The organism is Actinomyces succiniciruminis (genome assembly GCF_900002405.1).
In the GTDB taxonomy this organism is placed as follows: Bacteria; Actinomycetota; Actinomycetes; order Actinomycetales; family Actinomycetaceae; genus Actinomyces; species Actinomyces succiniciruminis.
Genome location: NZ_LK995477.1, coordinates 40,288 through 62,870 on the forward strand (window position 1 = coordinate 40,288; position 22,583 = coordinate 62,870).

A 22,583-nucleotide genomic window follows, 5' to 3' on the forward strand; every position below is an offset into this window, starting at 1 on the left:
ACGGCATGGACTCCATCGCCAAGCCGGCCGACGGCGGTGGGCAGTCCGCCATGGACCAGCCGGGCCAGGCGCCGGTAACCGTCGCAGACGGCGGCAACCTTCTTGACAACAACCCCAAGGAATCCAAGCGACTTACCCGCGGGCGCATCATTCTGCGCCGCTTCCTGCGCAACAAGACCGCCGTATTCGGAGCTGTTGGCATCCTGGCCCTCGCACTGATGGCGATCTTCGGCAACCATGTTGGCCAGTGGTCCTTCACCGACGTCGACTCGAAGGCCTTCCTGCAGCCGCCCAGTGCCGATCACTGGTTCGGCACCACCCAGGGCGGGCGCGACGTCTTTGCCATGGTGGTGGAGGGCACGCGCAAGTCGCTGATGATCGGGGTGTTCGTGGCGCTGCTGCAGACCACAATCGCTGCGATCATTGGTTCCTCCGCCGCCTATTTCGGCGGCTGGTGGGAGAAGGTCGCCCTGTGGGCCACCGACCTGCTGCTGGTGGTGCCGTCATTCCTCATCATCGCGATCCTGTCCCAGAAGGCAGGGGCTGCCAAGGGATCGATTGCCCTTTTGATCGTGCTGCTGGCCGGATTCGGCTGGATGCTCACGGCACGCGTGGTGCGCTCGCTGACCCTCAGCGTCAAGAACCTCGACTACGTCAATGCGGCACGATTCATGAACGTACCCAGCCCCGTCATCATCGTCCGCCACATCATCCCCAACATCGCCTCGCTGCTGATCGTCGACGCCACGCTCAACGTCGCCTATGCGGTTCTCAGCGAGACGACGCTGTCCTACTTCGGTTTCGGTGTGCAAGCGCCGAACACGTCCCTGGGCACACTGATCGCGGAGGGGCAGCGCTCCGCAACCACCTACCCGTGGATCTTCCTGGCACCCGCCGCGGTGCTGGTGTTCATGCTCGTGTGCGTCAACTTCATGGGCGATGGGCTGCGTGACGCCATCGACCCCTCGTCCAAGTCCGGAGGCAAGGCATGATAGCGACACGACGCGAAAGGGCTACGGCCGCTAAGTCGCAGCAGCTACCCGATCGGGAGGCGGATGCCCCGCTGCTGGAAATCGCGGGTCTGCACGTCTCCTTCCCCTCCGAGGATGGCCGGGTCCACGCGGTACGCGGCATCGACCTGACGGTTAGGCGCGGGGAAGTACTTGCCCTCGTCGGCGAGTCGGGCTCCGGCAAGTCGGTGACCTCAACGGCTGTCATGGGACTGCTTGACGAGACCGCGGATATCTCCGGGTCCGTGCGTCTGTACGGCACCGAGCTGCTCGGGCGCAGCGACGAGTACATGTCCAAGATCAGGGGCACCCAGGTCTCCATGGTGTTCCAGGACCCCCTGTCCGCCCTCACGCCCGTGTATACGGTGGGGGACCAGATCGTCGAGGCGCTGAAGGTCCACAACCCGGACATGCCCGACGCCGATGCCAACAAGCGGGCGGTCGAACTACTAGATCTGGTGGGTATCCCCAACCCGGAGGTGCGGTTCAAGGCCTATCCGAACGAGTTTTCCGGAGGCATGCGGCAGCGCGCCGTTATCGCCATCGCGATCGCCAACAACCCGGACCTGATCATCGCCGACGAGCCCACCACAGCGCTGGACGTGACCATTCAGGCGCAGATCCTTGATGTGCTGCGCACGGCGCAGAAGGAGACCGGCGCCGGCGTCATCATGATTACCCACGACCTGGGAGTCGTGGCCGGCATGGCCGACCGCGTCGCCGTCATGTATGCGGGGCGGGTCGTCGAAACCGGCGGTGTCGACGACATCTTCTACCACTCGCGTATGCCCTACACGATTGGGCTGCTCGGGTCGCTGCCCCGCCTCGACGCCAAGAAGGATTCCGCCCTGGCCACCCTTGAGGGCAACCCGCCCTCGCTGCTGGAGGCGCCCACCGGCTGCCCATTCGCGCCCCGGTGCCCCATGGCGGTCGCGGAGTGTCTAGACGGCGAACCCGATCTGGTCGCCGTCCGCGACGACGCCGTGCTGTCCGCCTCCACCGCCGCTGAGCAGCAGAGGTCCGCCTGCCGTCGCTTCCCGGAGATCGAGAAGAACAATCTCGACTACACGGACATCTTCCCGGTCCCCTCCTTGAAGACCGCCGATGTCATGAATCTGCCCCACCCGCAGCGACCCGAGGTGCTGCGGGTAGACGGCCTGGTGAAGGAATTCCCCCTGATGAAGGGTGCCGTGTTCAAGCGGCGCGTCGGCACCGTGCACGCGGTGGACGGCATATCCTTCGACGTGCGCGAGGGCGAGACTCTGGCAATCGTTGGCGAGTCGGGCTGCGGCAAGACCACCACGCTCATGGAGGTGCTTAATCTGCAGGCGCCGCAGGACGGCAAAATCGTCGTCTTGGGCAGGGATACTGCGGCGATCCGCCGCGCGGAACGCAAGCAGATTCGCCGCGACCTGCAGGTCGTCTTCCAGGACCCCATGGCGTCACTGGATCCGCGTCTGCCCATTTACGACATCATCGCAGAGCCGCTACGGGCCAATGGCTGGGGCAAGCAGCAGGTCGGTCCGCGCGTCGAGGAGCTCATGAAACTGGTGGGGCTCGAACCGAGCCACGCCAACCGCTACCCCCGCAACTTCTCCGGTGGGCAGCGCCAGCGCATCGGCATTGCCCGGGCGCTCGCGCTCGAGCCGAAGCTGCTCGTGCTGGACGAGCCGGTCTCCGCTCTGGACGTGTCCATTCAGGCCGGGGTCATCAATCTGCTCGACGAGTTGCGCGCGACCCTGGGACTCAGCTACCTATTCGTTGCCCACGACCTGTCCGTGGTGCGACACATTGCGGATCGCGTGGCCGTCATGTACCTGGGCAAGATCGTCGAGATCGGCGACGTCGATGCGGTGTTCTCAGCCCCCGCACACCCGTATACGCAGGCACTGCTCTCGGCCATTCCAATTCCGGATCCGGCCAAGGAGCGCACGCGCAGCCGCATCATCCTGGAGGGCGATCTGCCGTCCCCGGCCAGCCCGCCCTCGGGCTGCCGCTTCCGCACTCGCTGCCCCAAGTTCGCGGGTGAATTGAATGACGAGCAGAGGAAGGCCTGCCTGGAGCGCATGCCGGACTTCACCCGCGAGGGTGAGGACCACGAAGTCGCCTGCTACTACCCCGAGCGCACCGCTGTGTTCTGACGTCGTCAGCGAGTACCAAGCCCGAAGCAAGGCATTCGTGACCAACAAGTGCGAAACTGCATGTCATGCGGCGTCGCAAGCAGGATGCGACTGCTGCAGGTGAACGTATGATGTACACCATGCCCACGGCTTGACTGCGGCGGCTACTTAGCGTCGCCGTGTCCAACCATCCGGATCCATCTCGAATCGGAGCTTTCATATGAACATCAACCGTCGTCTGTTCCTGGCCGGTTCGGCCTCTGCGGCCGCAATGGCCGCTCTGGCCGCATGCGCCAGGAACACTGACTCGACCTCGACCTCATCCGCCGGAACGGGTGATGAGGCCGACTTCGACGCGGCCGTGAACCGCAAGGACCGCGCCGACCTGCAGCAGGGCGGCGAGCTCAACTTCGCCATACAGAATGCTGTTTCCAACTGGAATTCGGCCCACGTCAACGGCAACACCGGCGACGTACGACTGATCATGAACTTCGTCGCGCCCTACTTCATCGACTGGGGTGACGACGGCGCTCCGACCCCCAACCCGAACTTCCTGACCACCTACGAGGCCGAAGAGGTCGACGGCAAGACCGTAGCCACCATTGAGCTGAACGAGAAGGCCGTCTGGGGCAACGGGCGCCCGATGGACTCCGAGGACATCGAGGCCTCCCTGTCCCATGGCGACGACCCGGAGTATCAGTGGGCCTCCACCGACGGCCTGACGGACATCGAATCCGTGGAGATCGTCGACGAGCGCACCGCCAAGATCACATTCAAGACCGTCTTCCCGGACTGGACCAACGCGCTCGCAGGCGTGAGCCCGAAGGAACTGATGGCGGACGCCAAGACCTTCAACGAGTCGATGGCGGGCGCGGGTGCGTTCAACAACGACTACTTCGCCGGTCCCTTCAAGGTCGACTCCTACAACGAGTCCCAGCAGCTGGTCACGCTGGTGCCCAACGACCTGTGGTGGGGCGAGGCCCCGCTGCTGGACAAGGTCACCTTCCGCGCCCTGGACGCCTCCGCCGAGGCGACCTCCTTTGCGAACAAGGCCATCGACGTCATCGACTACATCATCTCCGCCGACGTCTACAACCAGGCCGCCGGGCGCGAGGACGCCGAGATCCGGAGCAACTCCGGTCTGCAGTGGCGCCACTTCACCATCAACGCTGCCTCCGGTCCGCTGTCGGACAAGACCGTGCGCCAGGCCCTGATGCGTGCCTGCGACCGTGAAGCCATCGCCTCCTCCGACCTGGCAGGGCTGCCGATCGAGATGGACAAGGTCATGCTCGGCAACCGCTTCTTCATGCCCTCCCAGGAGGGCTACCAGGACAACTCCGGCGACTGGTCCTACGACCCGGAAGCTGCCAAGCAGCTTCTGGAGGACGCCGGCTGGGTCGAGGGCGATGACGGCATCCGCGAGAAGGATGGGCAGCGGCTGTCCTTCAGCTACACCGTGCCGACCGGCACTCCGACCACGGAGAATGAGGGCAACCTCCTGCAGAGCCAGCTGAAGGAGGTGGGCATGGAGATGAAGCTCACCACCGTGGAGTCGGATAAGTACTTCCCCGATTACATCATTCCTAAGAACTACGAGATCACTGCCTTCACCTGGGTCAAGACCCAGTACCCGCTTGCCAACATCGGCCAGATCTACGGCACCGGCTCGGAGTCGAATTTCACCTCTCAGTCCATTCCCGAGATCGACGACTACATCGCGAAGATCGCCTCGACGATGGACGAGGACGAGCGCGCCCGCATGGCCAACGAGTGCGACGCCATCATTTGGGAGAACGTCATGAACGTGCCCATTTACCAGCGCATGCAGTTCACCGCCGTTCCGAAGAACCTCGCGAACTTCGGGGCCATGGGGCTGGCCTCCTACCGTCCCGAGAACATCGGCTACGTAGCCGAGTAAGGGAGTCACGGGGCTTTGCCCACGGTCGTAATCCGTTCACTTCCGGGTCGTGTCGGCACTCTGCTAACGGGTGCCGGCACGGCCTGGGCCGTTATTACGGTCTGGCTGGCCGACGGCACCCGCAACGGGCTGCAGGCCCTGGGCTGCGGCCTGTTCCTGATGCTTGCGGTTTGGTGCTTGTGGTGGGCGCCGCAGCTTACCGTCGCGGACGCCGGCATCACCGTGCGCAACGCGTGGCGCACCCATCTTTTCGGCTGGGATGAGATGGATTCCTGCCGCACCCGCTGGGGACTGGAGATCATCACCGGATCCGGCCATACGGTTAAGGCCTCCGCCGCGCAGCGTGCAGGTGGGTTGTCCACATCCTTCCGCAGACGCCAGGAGTTGCGGGAGCAAGAGCTACTCGGTACACGCCGCACGGAGCATGACGCCCGTGTGCGCCGCGAAGTCCCAGAGGAATACCTGGGAGAGAGCGACTCCGTTTTTCGCGCACACCTGGACGCCGACGCTGCGGGTGAACTCCTCCTCGCCTATAAGGAACGCCGCGAGGCGACCTCCGCCCGGCCGGACGCGGGCGGGATCAGCTCGCGATGGAATCCGCTGCCCGTATGCGTCGCAATCGCGGCTGCCGCGGCATTGCTGGCGGGGGTTCTCTGACCCCACACCCCGCGGCGCGGGTGAGCGGCCGCACAGGCGGCATGTCGCGCCTGTCATGGCCCGCCGCCGCGCGCGGCGGTACCCTTGCTGAGTTTGTGCGCCCGCGGGCGCTTGCCTAGGGGAGGAATCAGCCCATATGACCGTGCGCCAGGACCTGCGCAACGTCGCCATCGTCGCCCACGTCGACCACGGCAAGACCACGCTTGTCGACGCGATGCTCTGGGAGGCCGGTGCCCTCGGCAACCGCGCCACTGAAGAGAACACGACCGACCGCATCATGGACACCGGTGAGCTGGAGCGCGAGAAGGGCATCACCATCCTCGCCAAGAACACCGCCGTCCACTACGCCGGCCCGGCCGCCATCGACGCGGGACTGCCCGCAGGCATCACCATCAACGTCATCGACACCCCCGGACACGCCGACTTCGGCGGCGAGGTCGAGCGCGGACTGTCCATGGTGGACGGTGTGCTGCTGCTCGTGGACGCCTCCGAGGGGCCCCTGCCGCAGACGCGCTTCGTGCTGCGCAAGGCTCTGGAGGCGAGCCTGCCGGTGATCCTGGTGGTCAACAAGGTGGACCGCCCCGACTCCCGCCTGGACGAGGTCGTCTCCGAGACCACCGACCTGCTGCTCTCGCTCGCCTCCGACCTGGCCGACGAGCACCCGGACATCGACCTGGACGCCGTGCTGGACGTGCCCGTCGTGTACGCCTCCGCCAAGGCCCGCCGCGCCGACACCGTCAAGCCCGCCGACGGCGAACTGCCCGCCTCGAAGAACCTCGAGCCCCTGTTCCGCACCATCATCGAGCGGATCCCCGGCCCCTCCTACGACGAGTCCGCGCCCCTGCAGGCGCACGTGACCAACCTGGACGCCTCCCCGTTCCTGGGGCGTCTCGCCCTGCTGCGCATCCATGCCGGCACCCTGCGCAAGGGGCAGACCGTCGGTTGGGCCCGCCACGACGGCTCCATCGCCTCCGCCCGCGTCTCCGAACTGCTGGTCACCGAGGGCCTGGAGCGCAAGCCCGCCGAGGAGGCCCACGCCGGTGACATCGTCGCCGTCGCCGGCATCGAGGACATCACCATCGGCGAGTCCCTGGTCGACCCCGAGGACCCGCGGCCCCTGCCGCTGATCAAGGTGGACGACCCCGCCATCTCCATGACCATCGGCATCAACACCTCCCCGATGGCCGGCCGCACCAAGGGTGCCAAGGTCACCGCCCGCCAGGTCAAGGACCGCCTGGATCGCGAACTGATCGGCAACGTCTCGCTGCGTGTGCTGCCCACATCCCGCCCCGACGCCTGGGAGGTGCAGGGCCGCGGCGAACTGGCGCTGGCCATCCTGGTGGAGCAGATGCGCCGGGAGGGCTTCGAGCTGACCGTCGGCAAGCCGCAGGTGGTCACCAAGATGGTCGACGGCAAGCGCTATGAGCCGGTCGAGCGCATGACCATCGACGTGCCCGAGGAGCACCTGGGCGCCGTCACCCAGCTCATGGCCGCCCGCAAGGGCCGCATGGAGACCATGACCAACCACGGCACCGGCTGGATCCGCATGGAGTTCCTGGTGCCCGCCCGCGGCCTGATCGGCTGGCGCACCCAGTTCCTCACCGAGACCCGCGGCACCGGCATCGCCTCCTCCATCGCCGAGGGCTACGAGCCCTGGGCGGGCCCGATCACCGCCCGCACCACCGGCTCCCTGGTCTCCGACCGCGCCGGCGCCGTCACCGCCTACGCCCTGATCCGGCTGCAGGACCGCGGCACCTTCTTCGTCGAGCCCGGTCAGGAGACCTATGAGGGGCAGGTCGTGGGGGAGAACCCTCGCGACGAGGACATGGACGTGAACGTGGTGCGCGAGAAGCAGCAGACCAACATGCGCTCCTCCACCGCCGACGTCTACGAGGCACTCACACCGCCGCGCCGGCTCACCCTGGAGGAGGCCCTCGAATTCGCCTCCGACGACGAGTGCGTGGAGGTCACCCCGGACGCCGTGCGCATCCGCAAGGTCATCCTCGACTCGCAGGAGCGCTTCAAGGCCGCCGCCCGCCGCCGTCGCGCCGGCGCCTGAGGCGCCGGACTGTCGCCGCCCCGACCCGGGAGTGCGCCCATGAACCAGGTCCCGCTCGACGACGTCGCCTCCTCCGCCGTCGGCTCGCCCGCCGCTGCCCCTGAAGCCTCTGCGGCCTCCGCCGCCCGCGCCGGTCACGCAGTGCTGCGCCCGCTGCTGGCCGCGCTCGGCGCCACCCTGCTCATCGCCTGGCTGGGGCTCGCCTGGGCGACCACCCGCACCCTGGCGCCCGGCTCCGCCGTCTCCGGCGTAGACGTCTCCGGCATGACCCGTGCCGAGGCGGTCGCCGCCGTGGAAGCCGGCATCGGCGCCCAGCTCGAGCAGCCGGCCACCCTGATCGTCGACGACGCCTCCGACACCCTCGTTCCCGCGCGCTCCGGCGTGAGCGTGGACGCCGCCGCCAGCATCGACCGCCTGACCGGCCCCACCCTCAACCCCGTAACCCTGGTGCGGCGGCTGTCCGGCACCCGCGTCGACGCAGTCGTAGCCGTGGACGCCGACGCGCTCACCCGCGCCCTCAACACCCGCCTGGACACGCTCGCCACCGGCACCGCGGACGCCGTCGTCACCCTGGACGGCACCACCCCGGTGCTCACCCCCGGCTCGGTCGGCACCGGGCTGGATGTGGCGGCGAGCGTGAGCGCCCTGACCGACGCCTGGCCACTGGGTGCGGACAGCATCGCCCTGGCCTCCGGCACCGCCAACCCGGCCATCACCGACGCCGACGCCAAGGACTTCATCGACACCGTCCTGAGCCCCCTGTTGAACGCCGACATCACCGTCACCGCCGCAGATACCGGCGCCGCGGCCGCCACCGGCGAGGCCGTGCTGACGCCCGCGATGCTCGCCGCGATGACCACCATCGACTCCAGCGACGGCACCCTGACCGCCGTCCTGGACGCCGATGCGCTGCACGACGCCGTCGTCGCCGCCCTGGGGGAGGGCATCGAGACCCCGGCCACCGACGCCACCTGGACCATCGACGGCGATCCCGCCACAGCCGCGGACGCCGCCCCCGTCTACCACGCCGCCACCACCGGCACGGGCATCGACGCGGGCGACCTGGCCGACGCCGTCCTGGCCGCCGGCACCGAGGTCGGCGGGGCACGCACCGCCACCGCTACCGTCGCCGTCCTACAGCCGGAGGTCGCCACACCGGAGGAGGAGTGGGGTATAGCCGAGATCGTCGGCGAGTTCTCCACCCCCTACTTCTCCCAGTACGGGCGCGACCAGAACCTCCAGCGCGGCACCGAGATGATCAACGGCACCCTCGTCGCCCCGGGGGAGACCTTCTCCACCACCGACGCCCTCGGCCCGGTCGATCTGGAACACGGCTACACCTACGCCGGCGTGGTCACCGACGGGCAGCACACCGACGCCATGGGCGGCGGCCTGTCCCAGGTGGGCACCACCGTGTTCAACGCCGGCTTCGAGGCCGGCATGGACGACGTGGAGCACTGGCCCCACACCTACTGGTTCACCCGCTACCCGGCCGGCCGGGAGGCCACCATCTGGACCGGCGTCAAGGACGTCAAATGGCGCAACTCGACGCCTTACACGGTGCTGGTGCAGGCCTGGGCCGGCGACGGGGAGGTGCACGTACGGCTGTGGTCCACCCCCTACTACGAGGTCACCATTACCGAGGGGGAGCACACGAACTACCGGCCCTACGCCACCGTGCACGGCTCCGGGCCGGGCTGTGAGCCCTATGGCGGCGGCACCCAGGGATTCGACGTCACCGTTACCCGCACCCGCAGCCACGACGGCGAGCGCCTGCCCGACGACGTCCTCACCACCGCTTACGACTCCGACAACCCCGTGGTGTGCAGCTGAGCCAGGCGGCGTCGGGCTGTGCGGGGCCGGGGAAAGGCGCGTCGGGGGCCGGTGGTCCGCGGTCAGCGGGCGCAATTCGCACTTGGTGCGTGACGCAAAGAGGGGCGCCCGGCGGGCTGGAATCGGCGTATTTGCTTGACATCTTGCGCGGCTATTGGGTCCGGCCTCGCGGCGGGGAGATACTTGGGGGCGCAGATGCACCCGGCCGCGGCCCCGCGCGGTACGCCCGGATACAGAGAGGAAGCAGTCAATGACCTACGTGATCGCTCAGCCCTGCGTGGACGTCAAGGATCGTGCGTGCGTGGACGAGTGTCCGGTCGACTGCATCTATGAGGGCGAACGCAGCCTGTACATCAACGCCGACGAGTGCGTCGACTGCGGCGCCTGCGAGCCGGTGTGCCCCACCGAGGCGATCTTCTACGAGGATGACGTGCCCGACGAGTGGGAGGACTACACCCGGGCGAACATTGACTTCTTCTCCCTCAAGGGCCTGGGCTCTCCGGGCGGCGCGCAGAACGTCGGCCCGCAGGACTACGACGATCCCATGATCGCCGCCCTGGAGCCCCAGAATGAGGACTGGAAGGCCGCCAACGGCTACTGAGCCTGCCACCCCTACAAGGAGAGCAACGAATGAAGAACACCCTCCGCAAGCTCATCGCCCTGCCCCTGGTAGCCGTCGCCGCGCTGGGGCTGACTGCCTGTTCCGACGCAGCCGAGACCGCGTCCAACAACATCTCGAAAGCCTCTGACAACTTCGAGATCAACCGCCGCATCGTGTTCTTCAACGGCATCACCGACAAGTACCTCCTCGAGATCGAGGGGTACTGCTCCATCACCGCCGACAGCGAGGACAGCCAGCTGGAGGTCATCTGCCTGGTCGGCAAGGACGAGGACGGTGGCTACCTGTTCAAGAAGCACTTCCTGGGCCTGAGCGACAACGTCACCTACTTCGTCGAGCAGACCGACGCGTCGGTCGTGGACCCGTATCACTACCGAGTCGTATACCGTCCCGAGACGATCGTTCCCGACATCGACTTCCAGACCTCGGGGTCGAACAGCACCGCTTCCGGTGACGCCGCTGCCGACACCGGGTCGGTGACCGAGGGCGGGGAGGAGTCCGCGTCCAACCCGACCGGCGGCGCAACCCAGGACCCGGCCCTGGATCGCGACGGCGACGTCACCGCCCCCGATGACGAGGACTGACCCAGTATTGGGACTCCCCGAATCCATAGAGGGCGCGCTGGAGCAAGGTATCGGAAGATGAGACGCCTTACGCCGCGGTTTGCCGGAGCGCTGCCGCGGAGGCGAGAACGCGACACAATGGCGGCGTGAACGCCTCCACGCCCGCCGGCCCCGGCTCCGCCGCTCCGGCTGCCCTGCCCCGCCCGCTCGCGCTGCCCGACTTCCCCTGGCACTCCCTGCGCCCCTACCGGCAGCGGGCCGCCCAACACCCGGGCGGCGTCGTCGACCTGTCCATCGGCACGCCCGTGGACCCCAGCCCGGCGATCGCCCGCGAGGCCCTCGCCGCCGCCGCCAACGCCCCCGGCTACCCGCCCGCCGACGGCACACCGCAGGTGCGCGCCGCCATCATCGACTGGATGCGGCGCCGTCGCGGCGTCACGGGCCTGACCGACGCCGCCGTGATCCCCACCATCGGCTCCAAGGAGTCCGTGGCCCAGCTGCCGCTCCAGCTCGGCGCCCGCCCCGGTGACCTCATCGCCCATCCACGCGCCGCCTACCCCACCTACGACGTCGGTGCCCGCCTGGCCGGCGCTACCCCCGTCCCGGTCGACACCGCCGCCGACCCCGACTCCTGGGATCTGCCCGACGGCCGCCTCGTTGCCATCTGGCTCAACAGTCCCGGCAACCCCGACGGGCACGTCCTCTCCGTCGACCAGCTCGCCCGCATCGTCGCCTGGGCGCGGGCGCGCGGCGTCGTCGTCCTGTCCGACGAGTGCTACGCCGAACTCGCCTGGGAACAGCCCTGGGCCACCGACGGCGTCCCCAGCCTGCTCGACGCCCGCGTGACCGGCACCGGCCCCGACGGCGCCCCCGACCTCACCGGCCTGCTCGCCCTGTACTCCCTGTCCAAGCAGTCCAACCTCGCCGGCTACCGGGCCGCCTTCCTCGCCGGCGACCCGACGCTGGTGGCCGCCGTCACCGAGGTGCGCCGCCACACCGGCATGCTGCCGCCGGCGCCCGTGCAGGCCGCCCTGGCCGCCACCCTCGCCGACGACGCGCACGTGGTGGCGCAACAGGCCGTCTACCGGGCCCGGCGTGAGGCGCTGCTGGAGGCGACGGCCGCCGTCGGCCTGGTCAACGACCCCGACTCGGTCGCCGGCCTATACCTGTGGCTGAGCGGGTCGGCGTCCATGAGCGCCTGGGATCTGGTGGGCGCCTTCGCCGAACTGGGGATCGTCGTCGCCCCCGGGGACTTCTACGGCGCGGCCGGCGCCGGGCATGTGCGTATGTCCCTGACCGACACCGACGAGCGGGTGGCCGCCGCGGTGCGGCGCCTGCACGCCCCCGACGCGGCCGCCCTGTTCGCCGGCTGAGGCGGCCGGCGCCCCCGTCCGGATGGCGGGTGCCGCGCCGTCGTCCCGCGCACCTTCGGACCCGGCGCGACGACGGCGGTCGCCTGCCGGTATGGTTCCGGGCAGACAGGTCCGGGGCCGCTCCCGCGGCCCGCCGTCGCCAACAAGGAGACACTCATGACCGAAACGCCCACTGACCTCAGCGCCCAGGACGCCCCCGGGATGCTCACCGTCGGCGAGACCAGCCTGGAACTGCCTCGTGCCCTGGCCACCGACGGCTCCGACGGACTGGCCATCGGCAAACTGCTGGGGACCACGGGCCTGGTCACGCTCGACCCCGGCTTCACCAACACGGCTGCCTGCACCTCCGAGATCACCTACATCGACGGCGCTGCCGGCATCTTGCGCTACCGCGGCTACCCGATCGAGGAGCTGGCCAAGTCCTCCACCTTCCTGGAGGTCGCCTACCTGTTGATCAACGGGGAGCTGCCCGACCCGGACACCTTCGAGCGCTTCGAGCGGCGCATCGGCCGCCACCGCCTCCTGCACGAAGACTTCCGCAGCTTCTTCACCTCCTTCCCCTCCTCGGGACACCCCATGGCGATCCTTCAGGCGGGCATTGCGGGCCTGGCCACCTACTACGAGGACACCCTCAACCCGCACGACCCCTACGAGACCGAGCTGGCCACCGTGCTGCTGCTGAGCAAGATGCCCACGATGATCAGCTACATCGCCCGCCGTGCCATCGGGCTGCCGCTGCTGTACCCCGACCCCAAGCGCGGTTACGTCGAGGACTTCCTCAACATGACCTTCGGCATGCCCTACCAGGCCAGCGACATCGACCCCACCGTCGTCCGCGCCCTGGACATGCTCCTGATCCTGCACGCCGACCACGAGCAGAACTGCTCCACCTCCACCGTGCGCCTGGTCGGCTCCTCCGACGCCAACCTGTACGCATCAGTGGCCGCGGGTGTGGGGGCCCTGTCCGGGCCGCTGCACGGCGGCGCCAACGAGGCCGTGCTGCGCATGCTGGATCGGATCCAGTCCGAGGGCATGAGCACCACCGAGTTCGTCCGCAAGGTCAAGAACAAGGAGGACGGGGTGCGCTTGATGGGCTTCGGGCACCGTGTCTACAAGAACTATGACCCGCGCGCAGCCCTGGTCAAGGCAACCGCCCACGAGGTGCTGGCCCGCCTGGGCTCCAAGGACGGAGACCGCAAGCTGGAGATCGCCATGGAGCTGGAGGAGGTCGCCCTATCCGACGACTACTTCATCTCCCGCAACCTGTACCCGAACGTCGACTTCTACACGGGACTCATCTACCAGGCGATGGGCTTCCCAACGAAGATGTTCACGCCGCTGTTCGCGCTCGGGCGCCTGCCCGGCTGGATTGCCCAGTACCGGGAGATGATGAACGATCCGGCCAAGCGCATCGGCCGCCCCCGCCAGGTGTACACCGGCGAGGTGGAGCGCCACTACGTGGCCATGCACCGGCGCAAGCGCGTGCGCGAGTACCCCGACACCCGCATCGGCGAGCCCACCCTGGACCGCGTCCCGCGCGTGTGAGGGGCCCGCGTTTTGGACCTACGCGACTTCGCACAGACGGGGCCGCCTGCGCCCATGAGGGCCACGCAGCCAAGGTCTAGTCCGCGTCCGTGACCCGCCAGCGGCCCGCCCGGGCGCTACCCTCGCGCCGCAGGCGGCCCGAGGCGCGCAGGTCGGCGACGACACGTTCGGCGGTCCGGCGGGAGCAGCCGAGGAGGTCGGCCAGGTCGGCGACGGTCGCCGTCGGGCTCCCCGAAAAGAGGCTCAGCGCCTGCTCCTCGCGGCTGTCCGCGACAGTTTGCGCAGAGGGCTTCGCATACGGCATCAGCGCCTGGCGGATCACGGTGAGTATAAAGGCGACAAAGTCCTCGCAGGTGCCCACGGCGTTCGAATGGGCGAGCGTCGCGTAATACTCCCGCTGCCGGTCGCGGATCACCGTCTCAATCGGCAGCCACCTCAGGACTGGGCGCCAACGGGCCAGCAGCAATGTGTGCCACAACCGCCCGGTCCGGCCATTGCCATCGGTGAAGGGATGAATGAACTCGAACTCGTAGTGGAAGACACAGGAAACGAGCAGCGGGTGGAGGTCGGTGTGCCGCATCCAGTCGAACAGCTCGGCCATGACCTCGGGCACGTAGGCGGCGGGCGTGCCCGCATGGATGAGCCGATCGCCGTCGAAGACACCGGCATTTGCATTGCGCAGCCGACCGGCGTCTTCAATGATCCCGTCCATCATCACGCCATGGGCCCGCAGGAGATCGGTGATCGAGTATGGATCCAACTGGTCCATGATTTCGTAGGCGCGGTGGGCATTCTCGACCTCACGAATCTCCCGGGATGGCCCGAGCACGCGTTTGCCGTCGATGATCGCCGTGACGGCGTCTTCTGAGAGGACATTGCCCTCGATCATCAGCGAGGAGTGGATCGTGCGAATGCGCAGCTCGCGGTGCAGCTGCGGGCTCGTGCTCAGTGGGGAAGCGGGGCCGAGCGTCCCAACGAGTTCCGCGATCTCCATGCATAAGTTGTCGATTGCGGGCGTGCGGGTGAAGGGGGGCGTATAAGCCATCTGCTTCCTGTCGGTCCGACGGCGTCCGATCGTATGAGACGCCGATCACCGCCAAAGTTTACCGTCACTGGCGGTAATGATGGCGTTGAAAGGCTGACGGTAGGTGCCGATAACCCTAGGAGCCCGCGGGCGTTGCGTCGTCTCGGAGCGTGCAAGGGCTGGTTGTGTGAGTGGTTGGATGTCTGCGTGCGGTTGGGTGTCTTGGGTGTTGGCGTGCGCGGCCGCCGACCCGCCCGTTGGACCCCTGTTCCCCCGGTTGGACCCTTGTTCCCCCGGTTGGACCCTTGTTCCCCCGTTGGACCCTTGTTCCCCCGTTGGACCGCCGTAGCCGCCGGTTACAGCGGTCCAACGGGGCGTGGGCGGTCCAACGGGGTGTGGGCGGTCCAACTGGGCGTGTTCTTGAAGGTGATTCCGCGTCAGAAGCGCCTTCTTCGGCACCTCCTCTCGGAACAATCCATGTCCTTGGCCGAGAAGGAGGTCGGAGCCGTGTCCAAGCTGAGGGGACCGACATGCCAAAGTCCGCAAGGGCAAGGGAATGGCCCGGCAGGTGAGCGAAGTGTTCGAGTCTCTCGCTCATCTGATCCGGGCCATTGGTGTCCTTGTGTATGCCCTCGGCAGGTGGTTCAACTGAGCCGTCTGCATCGGGGAGCCAACCGGTTGCCGCCCGGTGGCGCCTCGCCATTACGCCGCCTGGCTTCCCCTACGGGCAAGCGTTCGGGCGGGGCCGACGTCGGCGCATACGCTGCCGCGTGGTTCGTGGACCCGGCGGGCGTGCATGGTCGGGGTCAGGCCTCCATGGGCTCCACGAAGGTGCGGAAGTCGCCGTCGTGCTGTGCGTGCAGTTCCCAGATGCGGCCGGCCAGGGCCTCCGGCTCGTGGGAGGGCTCGCCGCCGCCGATGCCGCGCGGAATGATCAGCTGGGCGACGTGAATCCCCTCGGGGGCAAGCGCGTCGTGGAGGAGCTGCCCGTAGGCGCTCTCCCCGGCGAAGGCGACCGAGGTGCCCGTGACGTTCTGTCCCGGGCGGACGGCGGAGCCTCCGTTGATCAGCAGGATCGTGCCGCGGCCGAGCTCACGCATGCCCGGCAATACCTGGCGCACCGCGTTTACGGGGCCGTAGACGGACATCTCGATGGGGCCGACCAGGTCCTCGGCGCTCGTCTCCAGCACGGGCTTCATGAACTCGCGGGCCGGCACGGGACTCCACTGGAGCACCTCGATGGGGCCGAGCTCACCGGCGGCGTCGGCCAGGGCCCGGGCCAGCGCCTCGCCGTCGCGGCCGTCGGCGACGTAGCCGCGAGCGTTGATGCCGTCGGCACTCAGGGCGGCAACCCGCTCGTCCAGGTGCTGGCGGCTGCGGGAGATCAGGGCGACGTCGAAGCCCTCCCGCCCGAAGCGGCGGGCGACGGCGCGGCCCAGTCCCGGGCCGCCGCCGATGATGGCGATGGTGGTCATGGTGATTTCCTCCGGTTTCCGGCTTTGCTTGATGTTGATTCGGCCTTCTGTCCTGGTGGCTTTGCACCGAGACCGGCGAGAGTGGCGTGCCCGGACTGGCACGGGTAACGCGTCGCGGCCGTCGGCGCCGCACTGCGCCGCCTCCGGCAGGCTATGCCGGTCTTTCCGATTTCGGGAGTCCCTGCCAGTGCCTCCCGGAAGCGCCGTTTACGGCTGTCACAGCCACTTGCGGTGCTTGAAGAAGGCGATACAGCCGATGACCACCAGAACGCTCAGGACCGCGACGGCCGGATAGCTCCACGGCCACGCGAGCTCGGGCATGTGCTCGAAGTTCATCCCGTACCAGCCGACGATGAGCGTCAGCGGCGCGAAAATCGCGGTGACGATCGTGAGCGCCGCCATAATGTGGTTTTGCCGCACGTCCAGGTGCATCTTGTACAGGTCACGCATCTGGAGGGCCTGGTCGCGCAGGGAGGACGCCTGATCGCGCAGCTTGTCGAGTCGGCCGTAGACCGTGCGGAAGTACCGCAGGTCCTCCTCGCGGAAGAAGCCGTTCTCGTTCTCCTCTAGGACCTGGGTCAGGTCCATGAGGTCGTTGTAGTGGGTGTCGAGGTCGCGTAGTTCGGAGCGCATATCGTTGATGCGCTCCGAGGCGCCCGCGGCCGTGTCTGCCAGAATCGCGTCCTCCATGCGGTCGAGTTCGCGCTCGTAGCCGCGCAGGAGGGCCGCGTCGTCCTTGATGATCTGCATGAGGAAGTCGGCCAGGAAACGCTCCAGCCCCGGTCGACGCCAGCGACGTGCGGCGGCGATGGCCGCCACGAGTCCCGCGGCCGTCTCCTGGGCGTCGATGAGGACCACGCCCTTCTCGTCCAGCGCGAAGGCGAAGCGCTTTTCCGGAGCATCGGGCGACGTGCGATCCGGGATGAAGATCGTGCCGGTGATCGCGTCGTAGTTGACCTCGGCCTGAGTGCCCAGGGCGACGTCGGGGTCGGGGTCGATGTCGATGCCCAGCTCGAAGGTGCTGCGGCGCTGGGTCCACTGATCGGGAGTCAGCACGGCGACGAACTGTCTGTCCGTGTTGCGCAGATCCTCCGGGGCGCACGGAGTCAGTGACTCGTCGATCAGGTAGTGCACGGATTCTCCTCGGTGTAGTAGGGCGCCGTCGGCCTCAGCGAGAGCCGCGTAGAAAACTGCGCCCCTCGGACTCGTCGAAGCCGCGGTGCCCGTGAACCTCGACGGCGTCCAGCGCCGCCTCCAGCCGGTCCAGCTCCGCGCCTGTGAGCGAGACATCCGCGGCGCCGAGGTTCTCCAGGATCCGCTCCTTGCGCTTCGAACCCGGAATCGGCACCACATGCGGCCACTTCGCGAGCATCCACGCCAGGCTGATCTGGGCGCTGGTGGCGCCCTTCTCTGCGGCGAAGCGTGCCAGCAGGTCCACGATCGGCCGGTTGGCGGCCAGGTTCTCGGGCCGCAGCTGCGGCACCAGGTTGCGCACGTCGTCGTGCTCCTCGAACTGTGTGGCCGTGGTGACCTTCCCGGACAGCAGCCCGGAGGCGATGGGGGAGAAGGGGACGACGCCGATACCCTGCTCGGCGCAGTACGGCAGAACCTCCGCCTCAATGCCGCGCTCAACCATGGAGTAGATGTTCTGCACGGCGGTCACGGGTGTCACATCGTGGGCGGCGCGGATGACCGGCACATCCACCTGGGACAGGCCCCAGCCGCGAATCAGCCCCTCCTGGATGAGACGGCCCATGCCGTCGGCCACCTCCTCAACCGGCACCTCGGGGTTGACACGGTGCAGGTAGTACAGGTCGACGCAGTCGGTACCCAGGCGCGCCAGGGAGGCCACCAGGTGGTGGCGCAGCGTGTCCACCACGCCGTCGGCCCGCACTTCCTCGGTCGGCAGATGCAGCTTGGTGGCCAGGACGACGTCGTCCCGGAAGGGGGCGACCGCCTTGCCGACGATGCGCTCATTGTGGCCCCGGTTGGCCGGATCGAGGTTCGGTCCGTAGGCCTCGGCGGTGTCGAAGAAGGTGCAGCCGGCGTCATGAGCGGCGCGGATCGCCGCGACCGACTCCGCCTCCGGCGGGATGTGCCCGTAGCCGTGGGACAGGCCCATGCAACCCATGCCGATCTCGGATACCTCCAGAGTTCCCAGGTGCCGCGTACGCATTCTCGTCCCCTCCGTTTTCAAGACGCCGCTGCTCGACGGCGGCCGTCGGCACAACCCTATAGGTGGCGCGCCCTACGTGGGCTACTGGAACAACCAGCCCATGACCTCGGCGTCGTGCGGGAAGAGCTCGAGCCCGCCGCCGTGCTCGCCGTAGAAGTCCGTGTGGCCCTCGAAGTACTCGTCCGGCTTCACGTCCAGCACGACCAGCTCGTCGATCCCCTCCTGACTCAGGCCCGCGGCCAGGTACTTCTCCCGCAGCTGGGCGTAGGTGCGGCTCACCGGTGCGGAGCCGTAGTAGTCGTCATTGGCCCCGGTGGACATGCGCATGGGCACGCGCGAGGCCGCCAGGGCATCCAGGTCGCCGTCCCACTGGGAGCATAGATGCAGGGCCCGCCGGTACAGGGCGGGCTCCAGACCCATCACGAGTGAGATCGTCTCGCCGCCGCCGGAGTAGCCGGACAGGTACACGCGTGAGGCGTCGATGTTGTAGGCGGACATCAGCCAGCGGGTCAGGGCGATGCATTGGCGGGCGGAGGTCTCACCCCAGTCCTCCAACTGCGGGGAGGCGATGATCATGTCCGGCACGTAGTCGTTGGCGACGAAGGCGAAGTCCTCGCCCAGGTGAGCGCCCACGCCCTGGAACCACAGGCCCCCCCCCCAGCCGGGGCAGGCGACGTACAGGGCGAAAGGTGTGTCGCCGTCGTAGGAGTCCGGGACGTGCAGGCTGAAGTGGATATCGCTTGCAGGGGAGCCCTGCAGCAAGTCGTCGACGACGAAGCCGCGATCGACCATGGTTCCCTCCACCAGGGTCCCCAGGGCTCCGTCGGTCGGGATGGGAGTCGATCCGCCGTGTTGCGGCGTCGACATACTCGGTGGCTCCTCTCCTGCGCTGGATTCATCGGAGGGCTCGGCCGATACGGTGCTGCTCCTGCTTCTGCCCGCGCAGTCCGCGAGCGAAAGCAGGAGCAGCGGTGAGATCACCCCGACGGCGGAGCGCAGCAGCATCCGTCGCTTCAGCGGCATGGCGCCGTCTCCGCCTGATGGCTCACCTCGAGACCGTCACAGGTTCTCGGCGAAGAAGGGCTCGATGAAGCCGAAGGCCTTGGAGACGTAGGGGGCCAGGTCGTACATGTCGAAGTGGCCGGCCTCGCCGATGACGTGCATCTGCTTGTTCTCGCCCGGCACCGCCTCGAAGACCTCGGTGGAGGCCTGGCGGCTCCAGGCGTTCTCGCCGGTGACGACCAGGTAGGGCTTGGTCATGTCCTTCATGATCTCGGGCACGTTGTAGGAGACCAGCTCGAGTTGGCTCCAGGCGACGACGTCGTTGCTCCAGCGCGGGTGCGTGCCGCGGGCGGTGTAGTAGTAGGCGGCGCCCTCATCGAAGGCGCGCGGCATGAAGTTCAGGTGCTCCAGTTCGCCCTCGCCGCTCTCGTAGGCGGCCTTCGCGGCCCGTACCTCGTCCTCGGGCTTGAAGAAGCCGGCCATGGCGGAGGTGGAGATGTCGGAGATGGCGGGGACGATGGCGGTGATCGCCTTCAGTCGCGGCTCCTTGACCCCGGCCACCGACATGTAGGAGCCAGAGCCGCAGATGCCCAGGCCGCCGATGCGGTCGTCGTCGACGAAGGGCAGGGACTGGAGGAAGTCGACTGCGCCCTCGATATCGGTCTCCTTGACGTCGGGCAGTTCCTGCTGGCGCGGGGTGCCCTCGCTCTCGCCGAAGTAGGCGCCGTCGAAGACGAGGGTGACGTAGCCGAGCTCGGTCAGCCGTTCGGCGTACACGCTCTGCGCCTGCTCCTTGACGGAGAGCATCGGGCCGGTGACGACGATGGCGGGGTAGTTCCGGCTCAGGTCGAAGTCGGTGGGCAGGCGGAGCAGGCCCGCCAGGCGCAGGTTCAGGTCCTTGTTGGTGAAGACGACCTTCTGGGTGTCCAAAGTTGTCTCCGTTTCGAGTAGCGGAACATAGTCACAAGTGACGGTTCGTCACTTGTCGTAGAAGAAAGCTACGTGACGGACCGTCACTTGTCAATGCGGGACAAGCCCGGATAGTGTGATGGCAGCAACGGATGACCCGGGGCTGTGAACGGGCAAGGAGCAGCGAGGAGGGGTATGGCCGACTATCAGCGTGCCTACAGCGCCGAGCACAAGGCCGAGCGTCTGGAGGAGATCAAGGCCGCCACCGACCGCCTCTTCGCCGCTCAGGGGTTTCATGGCGTCACGCTCGCCTCCATTGCCAAGGAGCTCGGGTGGTCCCGCGGAAATCTCTACCGCTACGCGCACACCAAGGAAGAGATCTTCCTGGACCTGTACCGGGACCGCAGTGCCGCTTATGTTCGAGCGATCGCCCGTGCCTTTCCGGCGCCCGCCGTGACGGCCGAGCCACTGCCCGTTGCCGAGTTCGCGCGCCGGTGGGCCGAGGTGACGGATCGACACCACGACTACCTGCGCTACCAAACGCTGCTCACCTCCGTCATCGAGACGAACGTGCCCCTGGACGTGCTGACCGCCTTCAAGCGTGATCTCGAGACGGACGTCCAAGGCGCAATCGCCGTCGTCCAGCGGCAGGTACCCGGCCTGGGCGTGGAAGCCGCATCGACGGCGTATCGGGCGCTCGTCTATCACGCCGCCGCCCTGCATGGTCACCTGCACGGGGCCCCGACCCAGATGCAGGCGATGCAGGCCGCCGGCATGCCTCTGCCCGAGGGCGGATTCTGCGGCGAACTCGCGGACTTCGTCGAGATCTATCTGACCGGTCTCACCCGGTCGCTGCCGCGGTAGGCGCTCGCCGTGGTTGCAGGCCGCCCGCCAGTGGGGCATAACGGGCGGCCTGCCGGGCGCTCAGTACAGGGCCGCCCCGGAAGAGTCGGCATACTCCCTGCTTTGCGTTCGGCTACTCATACTGCCGCCTCTATGGCTTTGCGCAGGGCCGGCAGGTCGCCCGCGCCGAAGGCGGTCCCAATCAGGTCTAGGCCGTAAAGGCCCGCGAAGCGGGTGATCGTGTACGTCGTCGCACCCATCCCGGGCTCCGCGCGAGGCTGGTCACCCTGGGTGAAGAAGGCGAGCCTCCGGCCAGCCAGCTCGACCGACGGTGCTCCATACATGCGCTCAAGGAGGGTGCGGGGCAGGGCACCGAGCGAGTGCCAGTACACGGGCGTGCCGAGCACGATGACGTCCGCATCCAGGAGCCGTGCCAGCACCTGCTCGAACTGGTCGCCGACCGCGCGCTCGGAGTACAGGGGCTCGATGCGGTAGTCGACCAGGTCGAGAGTCTCGTAGTCGAGACCGGCGAGCAGGTCGGCCGCCATCTGGGCGGTGCGCCCGTCGCGGTGCGGGCTGCCGTTGACGAAGAGGATCATGGGAGTCTCGTTCCTCGGAGTTGGTTGGATCGTGCGGTCAGGCGTCGAGGCGGTCGATGTCGGCCTGCACGCGGGCGGGCTCATCGGCGAGCGGCACGAGGTCCTGGTCGAGCGCGCCGCGGCCCGCCTCGGTGTCCGGCTGAGTCGCGGCGAACAGCGCCTCGAAGTCGGTGACCGGTGCGCCCGGCCGGGAGAAGACCTCCACGGTGCGGTGCTCTCCGGAGGGGTTCAGGGCGCCCTCGATAAGCACCTGGGCGATGTGGTGGCGGTCCACGCCGGGCTGCCCCTCCACGAGGTCGCCCTGGCGCAGGTCGATCTGGGTGTCGTCAGGTCCCTGGTAGTCGAACCAGCCGGGCCGGACGATCGTGTACGGGTGCCCGGAGGCGCGCACCAGCCGCTCGGCGCGGCGCTTCCAGTCCCAGGACTCGCCGGACGGGTGGGAGATGTACATGGAGGTCATCAGGCTGATGTAGACCTCCGGCCGATCGGTCAGGGCCTCCAACAGTGCGGGGATGACGGCGTAATAGTTGTGCTCCAGGTCGGCATCCCCGCCGTGGGTGAGGATGACGACGTCGACGCCGTCCAGGACCGCGGCCAGTGAGGCGGCATCGGTGGGGGAGGCCTCGACGATATCGGCCCCGGCGGGCAGGGAGCGGGCGGCCCGGGCGGCGTTGCGGGACTGGGCCCGGACGCTCAGCCCCCGGGCCAGGGCCTCCGCGACGACGACGCGGCCCACCTGGCCGGTGGCGCCGATGACGAGGACGGTGCGGGTGTCGGACATGGCAGTGTTCCTTCTGCAGAGTTCTGTGGAAATGTGTGGTTCGTGGTTGTTCGGTGATGTCGGAGGCGGCCGCGCTT

Annotated in this window: 19 protein-coding genes; 11 read left to right on the plus strand and 8 right to left on the minus strand. The window is 68.0% G+C overall.

Features of this window, described 5'->3' with window-relative positions; genetic code table 11:
- Positions 1–5: 5 nt before the first annotated feature.
- From BN1056_RS03620 to BN1056_RS03665, 10 genes are all read left to right on the plus strand, one after another.
- Positions 6–992, plus strand: a complete 987-nt coding sequence (locus tag BN1056_RS03620; RefSeq protein WP_210579182.1) for an ABC transporter permease — start codon at positions 6–8, stop codon at positions 990–992.
- Entirely contained in the window at positions 989–3,151 is a 2,163-nt protein-coding gene (locus BN1056_RS03625; RefSeq protein ID WP_210579135.1) for a dipeptide ABC transporter ATP-binding protein, read from the plus strand. The genes BN1056_RS03620 and BN1056_RS03625 overlap by 4 nt, the downstream gene beginning before the upstream one ends.
- A gap of 199 nt (positions 3,152–3,350) precedes the next feature.
- Positions 3,351–5,048: an ABC transporter family substrate-binding protein gene (locus BN1056_RS03630; RefSeq protein WP_210579136.1), complete on the plus strand. Its 1,698-nt coding sequence runs from the start codon at positions 3,351–3,353 to the stop codon at positions 5,046–5,048.
- A 15-nt stretch (positions 5,049–5,063) separates the two neighbouring features.
- Entirely contained in the window at positions 5,064–5,705 is a 642-nt protein-coding gene (locus tag BN1056_RS03635; RefSeq protein WP_210579137.1) for a PH domain-containing protein, read from the plus strand.
- A gap of 136 nt (positions 5,706–5,841) precedes the next feature.
- The gene (gene typA, locus BN1056_RS03640; RefSeq protein ID WP_210579139.1) at positions 5,842–7,764 is read left to right on the plus strand and encodes a translational GTPase TypA; all 1,923 of its coding nucleotides are present in this window, start codon (positions 5,842–5,844) and stop codon (positions 7,762–7,764) included.
- Positions 7,765–7,803: 39 nt separating this feature from the next.
- Positions 7,804–9,597: a VanW family protein gene (locus BN1056_RS03645; RefSeq protein WP_210579140.1), complete on the plus strand. Its 1,794-nt coding sequence runs from the start codon at positions 7,804–7,806 to the stop codon at positions 9,595–9,597.
- A gap of 250 nt (positions 9,598–9,847) precedes the next feature.
- Positions 9,848–10,198 (plus strand): ferredoxin, encoded by a 351-nt coding sequence (gene fdxA, locus BN1056_RS03650; protein ID WP_073327350.1) that lies wholly within the window; start codon positions 9,848–9,850, stop codon positions 10,196–10,198.
- A 29-nt stretch (positions 10,199–10,227) separates the two neighbouring features.
- Positions 10,228–10,800, plus strand: coding sequence for a beta-sandwich lipoprotein (locus tag BN1056_RS03655; protein WP_210579143.1), 573 nt, complete (start codon positions 10,228–10,230; stop codon positions 10,798–10,800).
- Between the two features lie 125 nt (positions 10,801–10,925).
- Entirely contained in the window at positions 10,926–12,152 is a 1,227-nt protein-coding gene (gene dapC / locus BN1056_RS03660) for a succinyldiaminopimelate transaminase (RefSeq protein WP_273043108.1), read from the plus strand.
- A 156-nt stretch (positions 12,153–12,308) separates the two neighbouring features.
- Positions 12,309–13,697, plus strand: a complete 1,389-nt coding sequence (locus BN1056_RS03665; RefSeq protein WP_210579145.1) for a citrate synthase — start codon at positions 12,309–12,311, stop codon at positions 13,695–13,697.
- Positions 13,698–13,773: 76 nt separating this feature from the next.
- Here the strand turns inward: BN1056_RS03665 and BN1056_RS03670 are convergent, their stop codons facing one another.
- The 6 genes from BN1056_RS03670 to BN1056_RS03695 all read right to left on the minus strand — a co-directional run bounded on the left by BN1056_RS03670 (position 13,774) and on the right by BN1056_RS03695 (position 20,304).
- On the minus strand, positions 13,774–14,691 hold the full coding sequence (locus BN1056_RS03670) for a Fic family protein (RefSeq protein WP_342343930.1): 918 nt from the start codon (positions 14,689–14,691) through the stop codon (positions 13,774–13,776).
- 836 nt (positions 14,692–15,527) lie between these two features.
- Complete coding sequence (locus BN1056_RS03675) at positions 15,528–16,196, minus strand: SDR family NAD(P)-dependent oxidoreductase (protein ID WP_210579148.1); 669 nt, start codon at positions 16,194–16,196, stop codon at positions 15,528–15,530.
- 216 nt (positions 16,197–16,412) lie between these two features.
- On the minus strand, positions 16,413–17,330 hold the full coding sequence (locus BN1056_RS03680) for a magnesium transporter CorA family protein (protein WP_210579149.1): 918 nt from the start codon (positions 17,328–17,330) through the stop codon (positions 16,413–16,415).
- Between the two features lie 34 nt (positions 17,331–17,364).
- Positions 17,365–18,372, minus strand: a complete 1,008-nt coding sequence (locus BN1056_RS03685; protein WP_210579151.1) for an aldo/keto reductase — start codon at positions 18,370–18,372, stop codon at positions 17,365–17,367.
- Between the two features lie 81 nt (positions 18,373–18,453).
- A complete protein-coding gene (locus BN1056_RS03690) occupies positions 18,454–19,395 on the minus strand; it encodes a prolyl oligopeptidase family serine peptidase (protein ID WP_210579154.1) in 942 nt (313 codons plus the stop codon).
- A gap of 36 nt (positions 19,396–19,431) precedes the next feature.
- Complete coding sequence (locus BN1056_RS03695; RefSeq protein WP_210579157.1) at positions 19,432–20,304, minus strand: alpha/beta hydrolase; 873 nt, start codon at positions 20,302–20,304, stop codon at positions 19,432–19,434.
- Positions 20,305–20,478: 174 nt separating this feature from the next.
- Here BN1056_RS03695 and BN1056_RS03700 point away from each other — a divergent pair, with 174 nt between their 5' ends.
- On the plus strand, positions 20,479–21,147 hold the full coding sequence (locus tag BN1056_RS03700) for a TetR/AcrR family transcriptional regulator (RefSeq protein WP_210579159.1): 669 nt from the start codon (positions 20,479–20,481) through the stop codon (positions 21,145–21,147).
- Positions 21,148–21,263: 116 nt separating this feature from the next.
- Here BN1056_RS03700 and BN1056_RS03705 read toward each other — a convergent pair whose 3' ends face one another.
- Positions 21,264–21,725, minus strand: coding sequence for a flavodoxin family protein (locus BN1056_RS03705; RefSeq protein WP_210579160.1), 462 nt, complete (start codon positions 21,723–21,725; stop codon positions 21,264–21,266).
- A 37-nt stretch (positions 21,726–21,762) separates the two neighbouring features.
- Positions 21,763–22,506 carry an NAD(P)H-binding protein gene (locus tag BN1056_RS03710; RefSeq protein ID WP_210579162.1) on the minus strand — a complete coding sequence of 248 codons (744 nt, stop codon included), beginning with the start codon at positions 22,504–22,506 and terminating at the stop codon, positions 21,763–21,765.
- Positions 22,507–22,583: the final 77 nt, after the last annotated feature.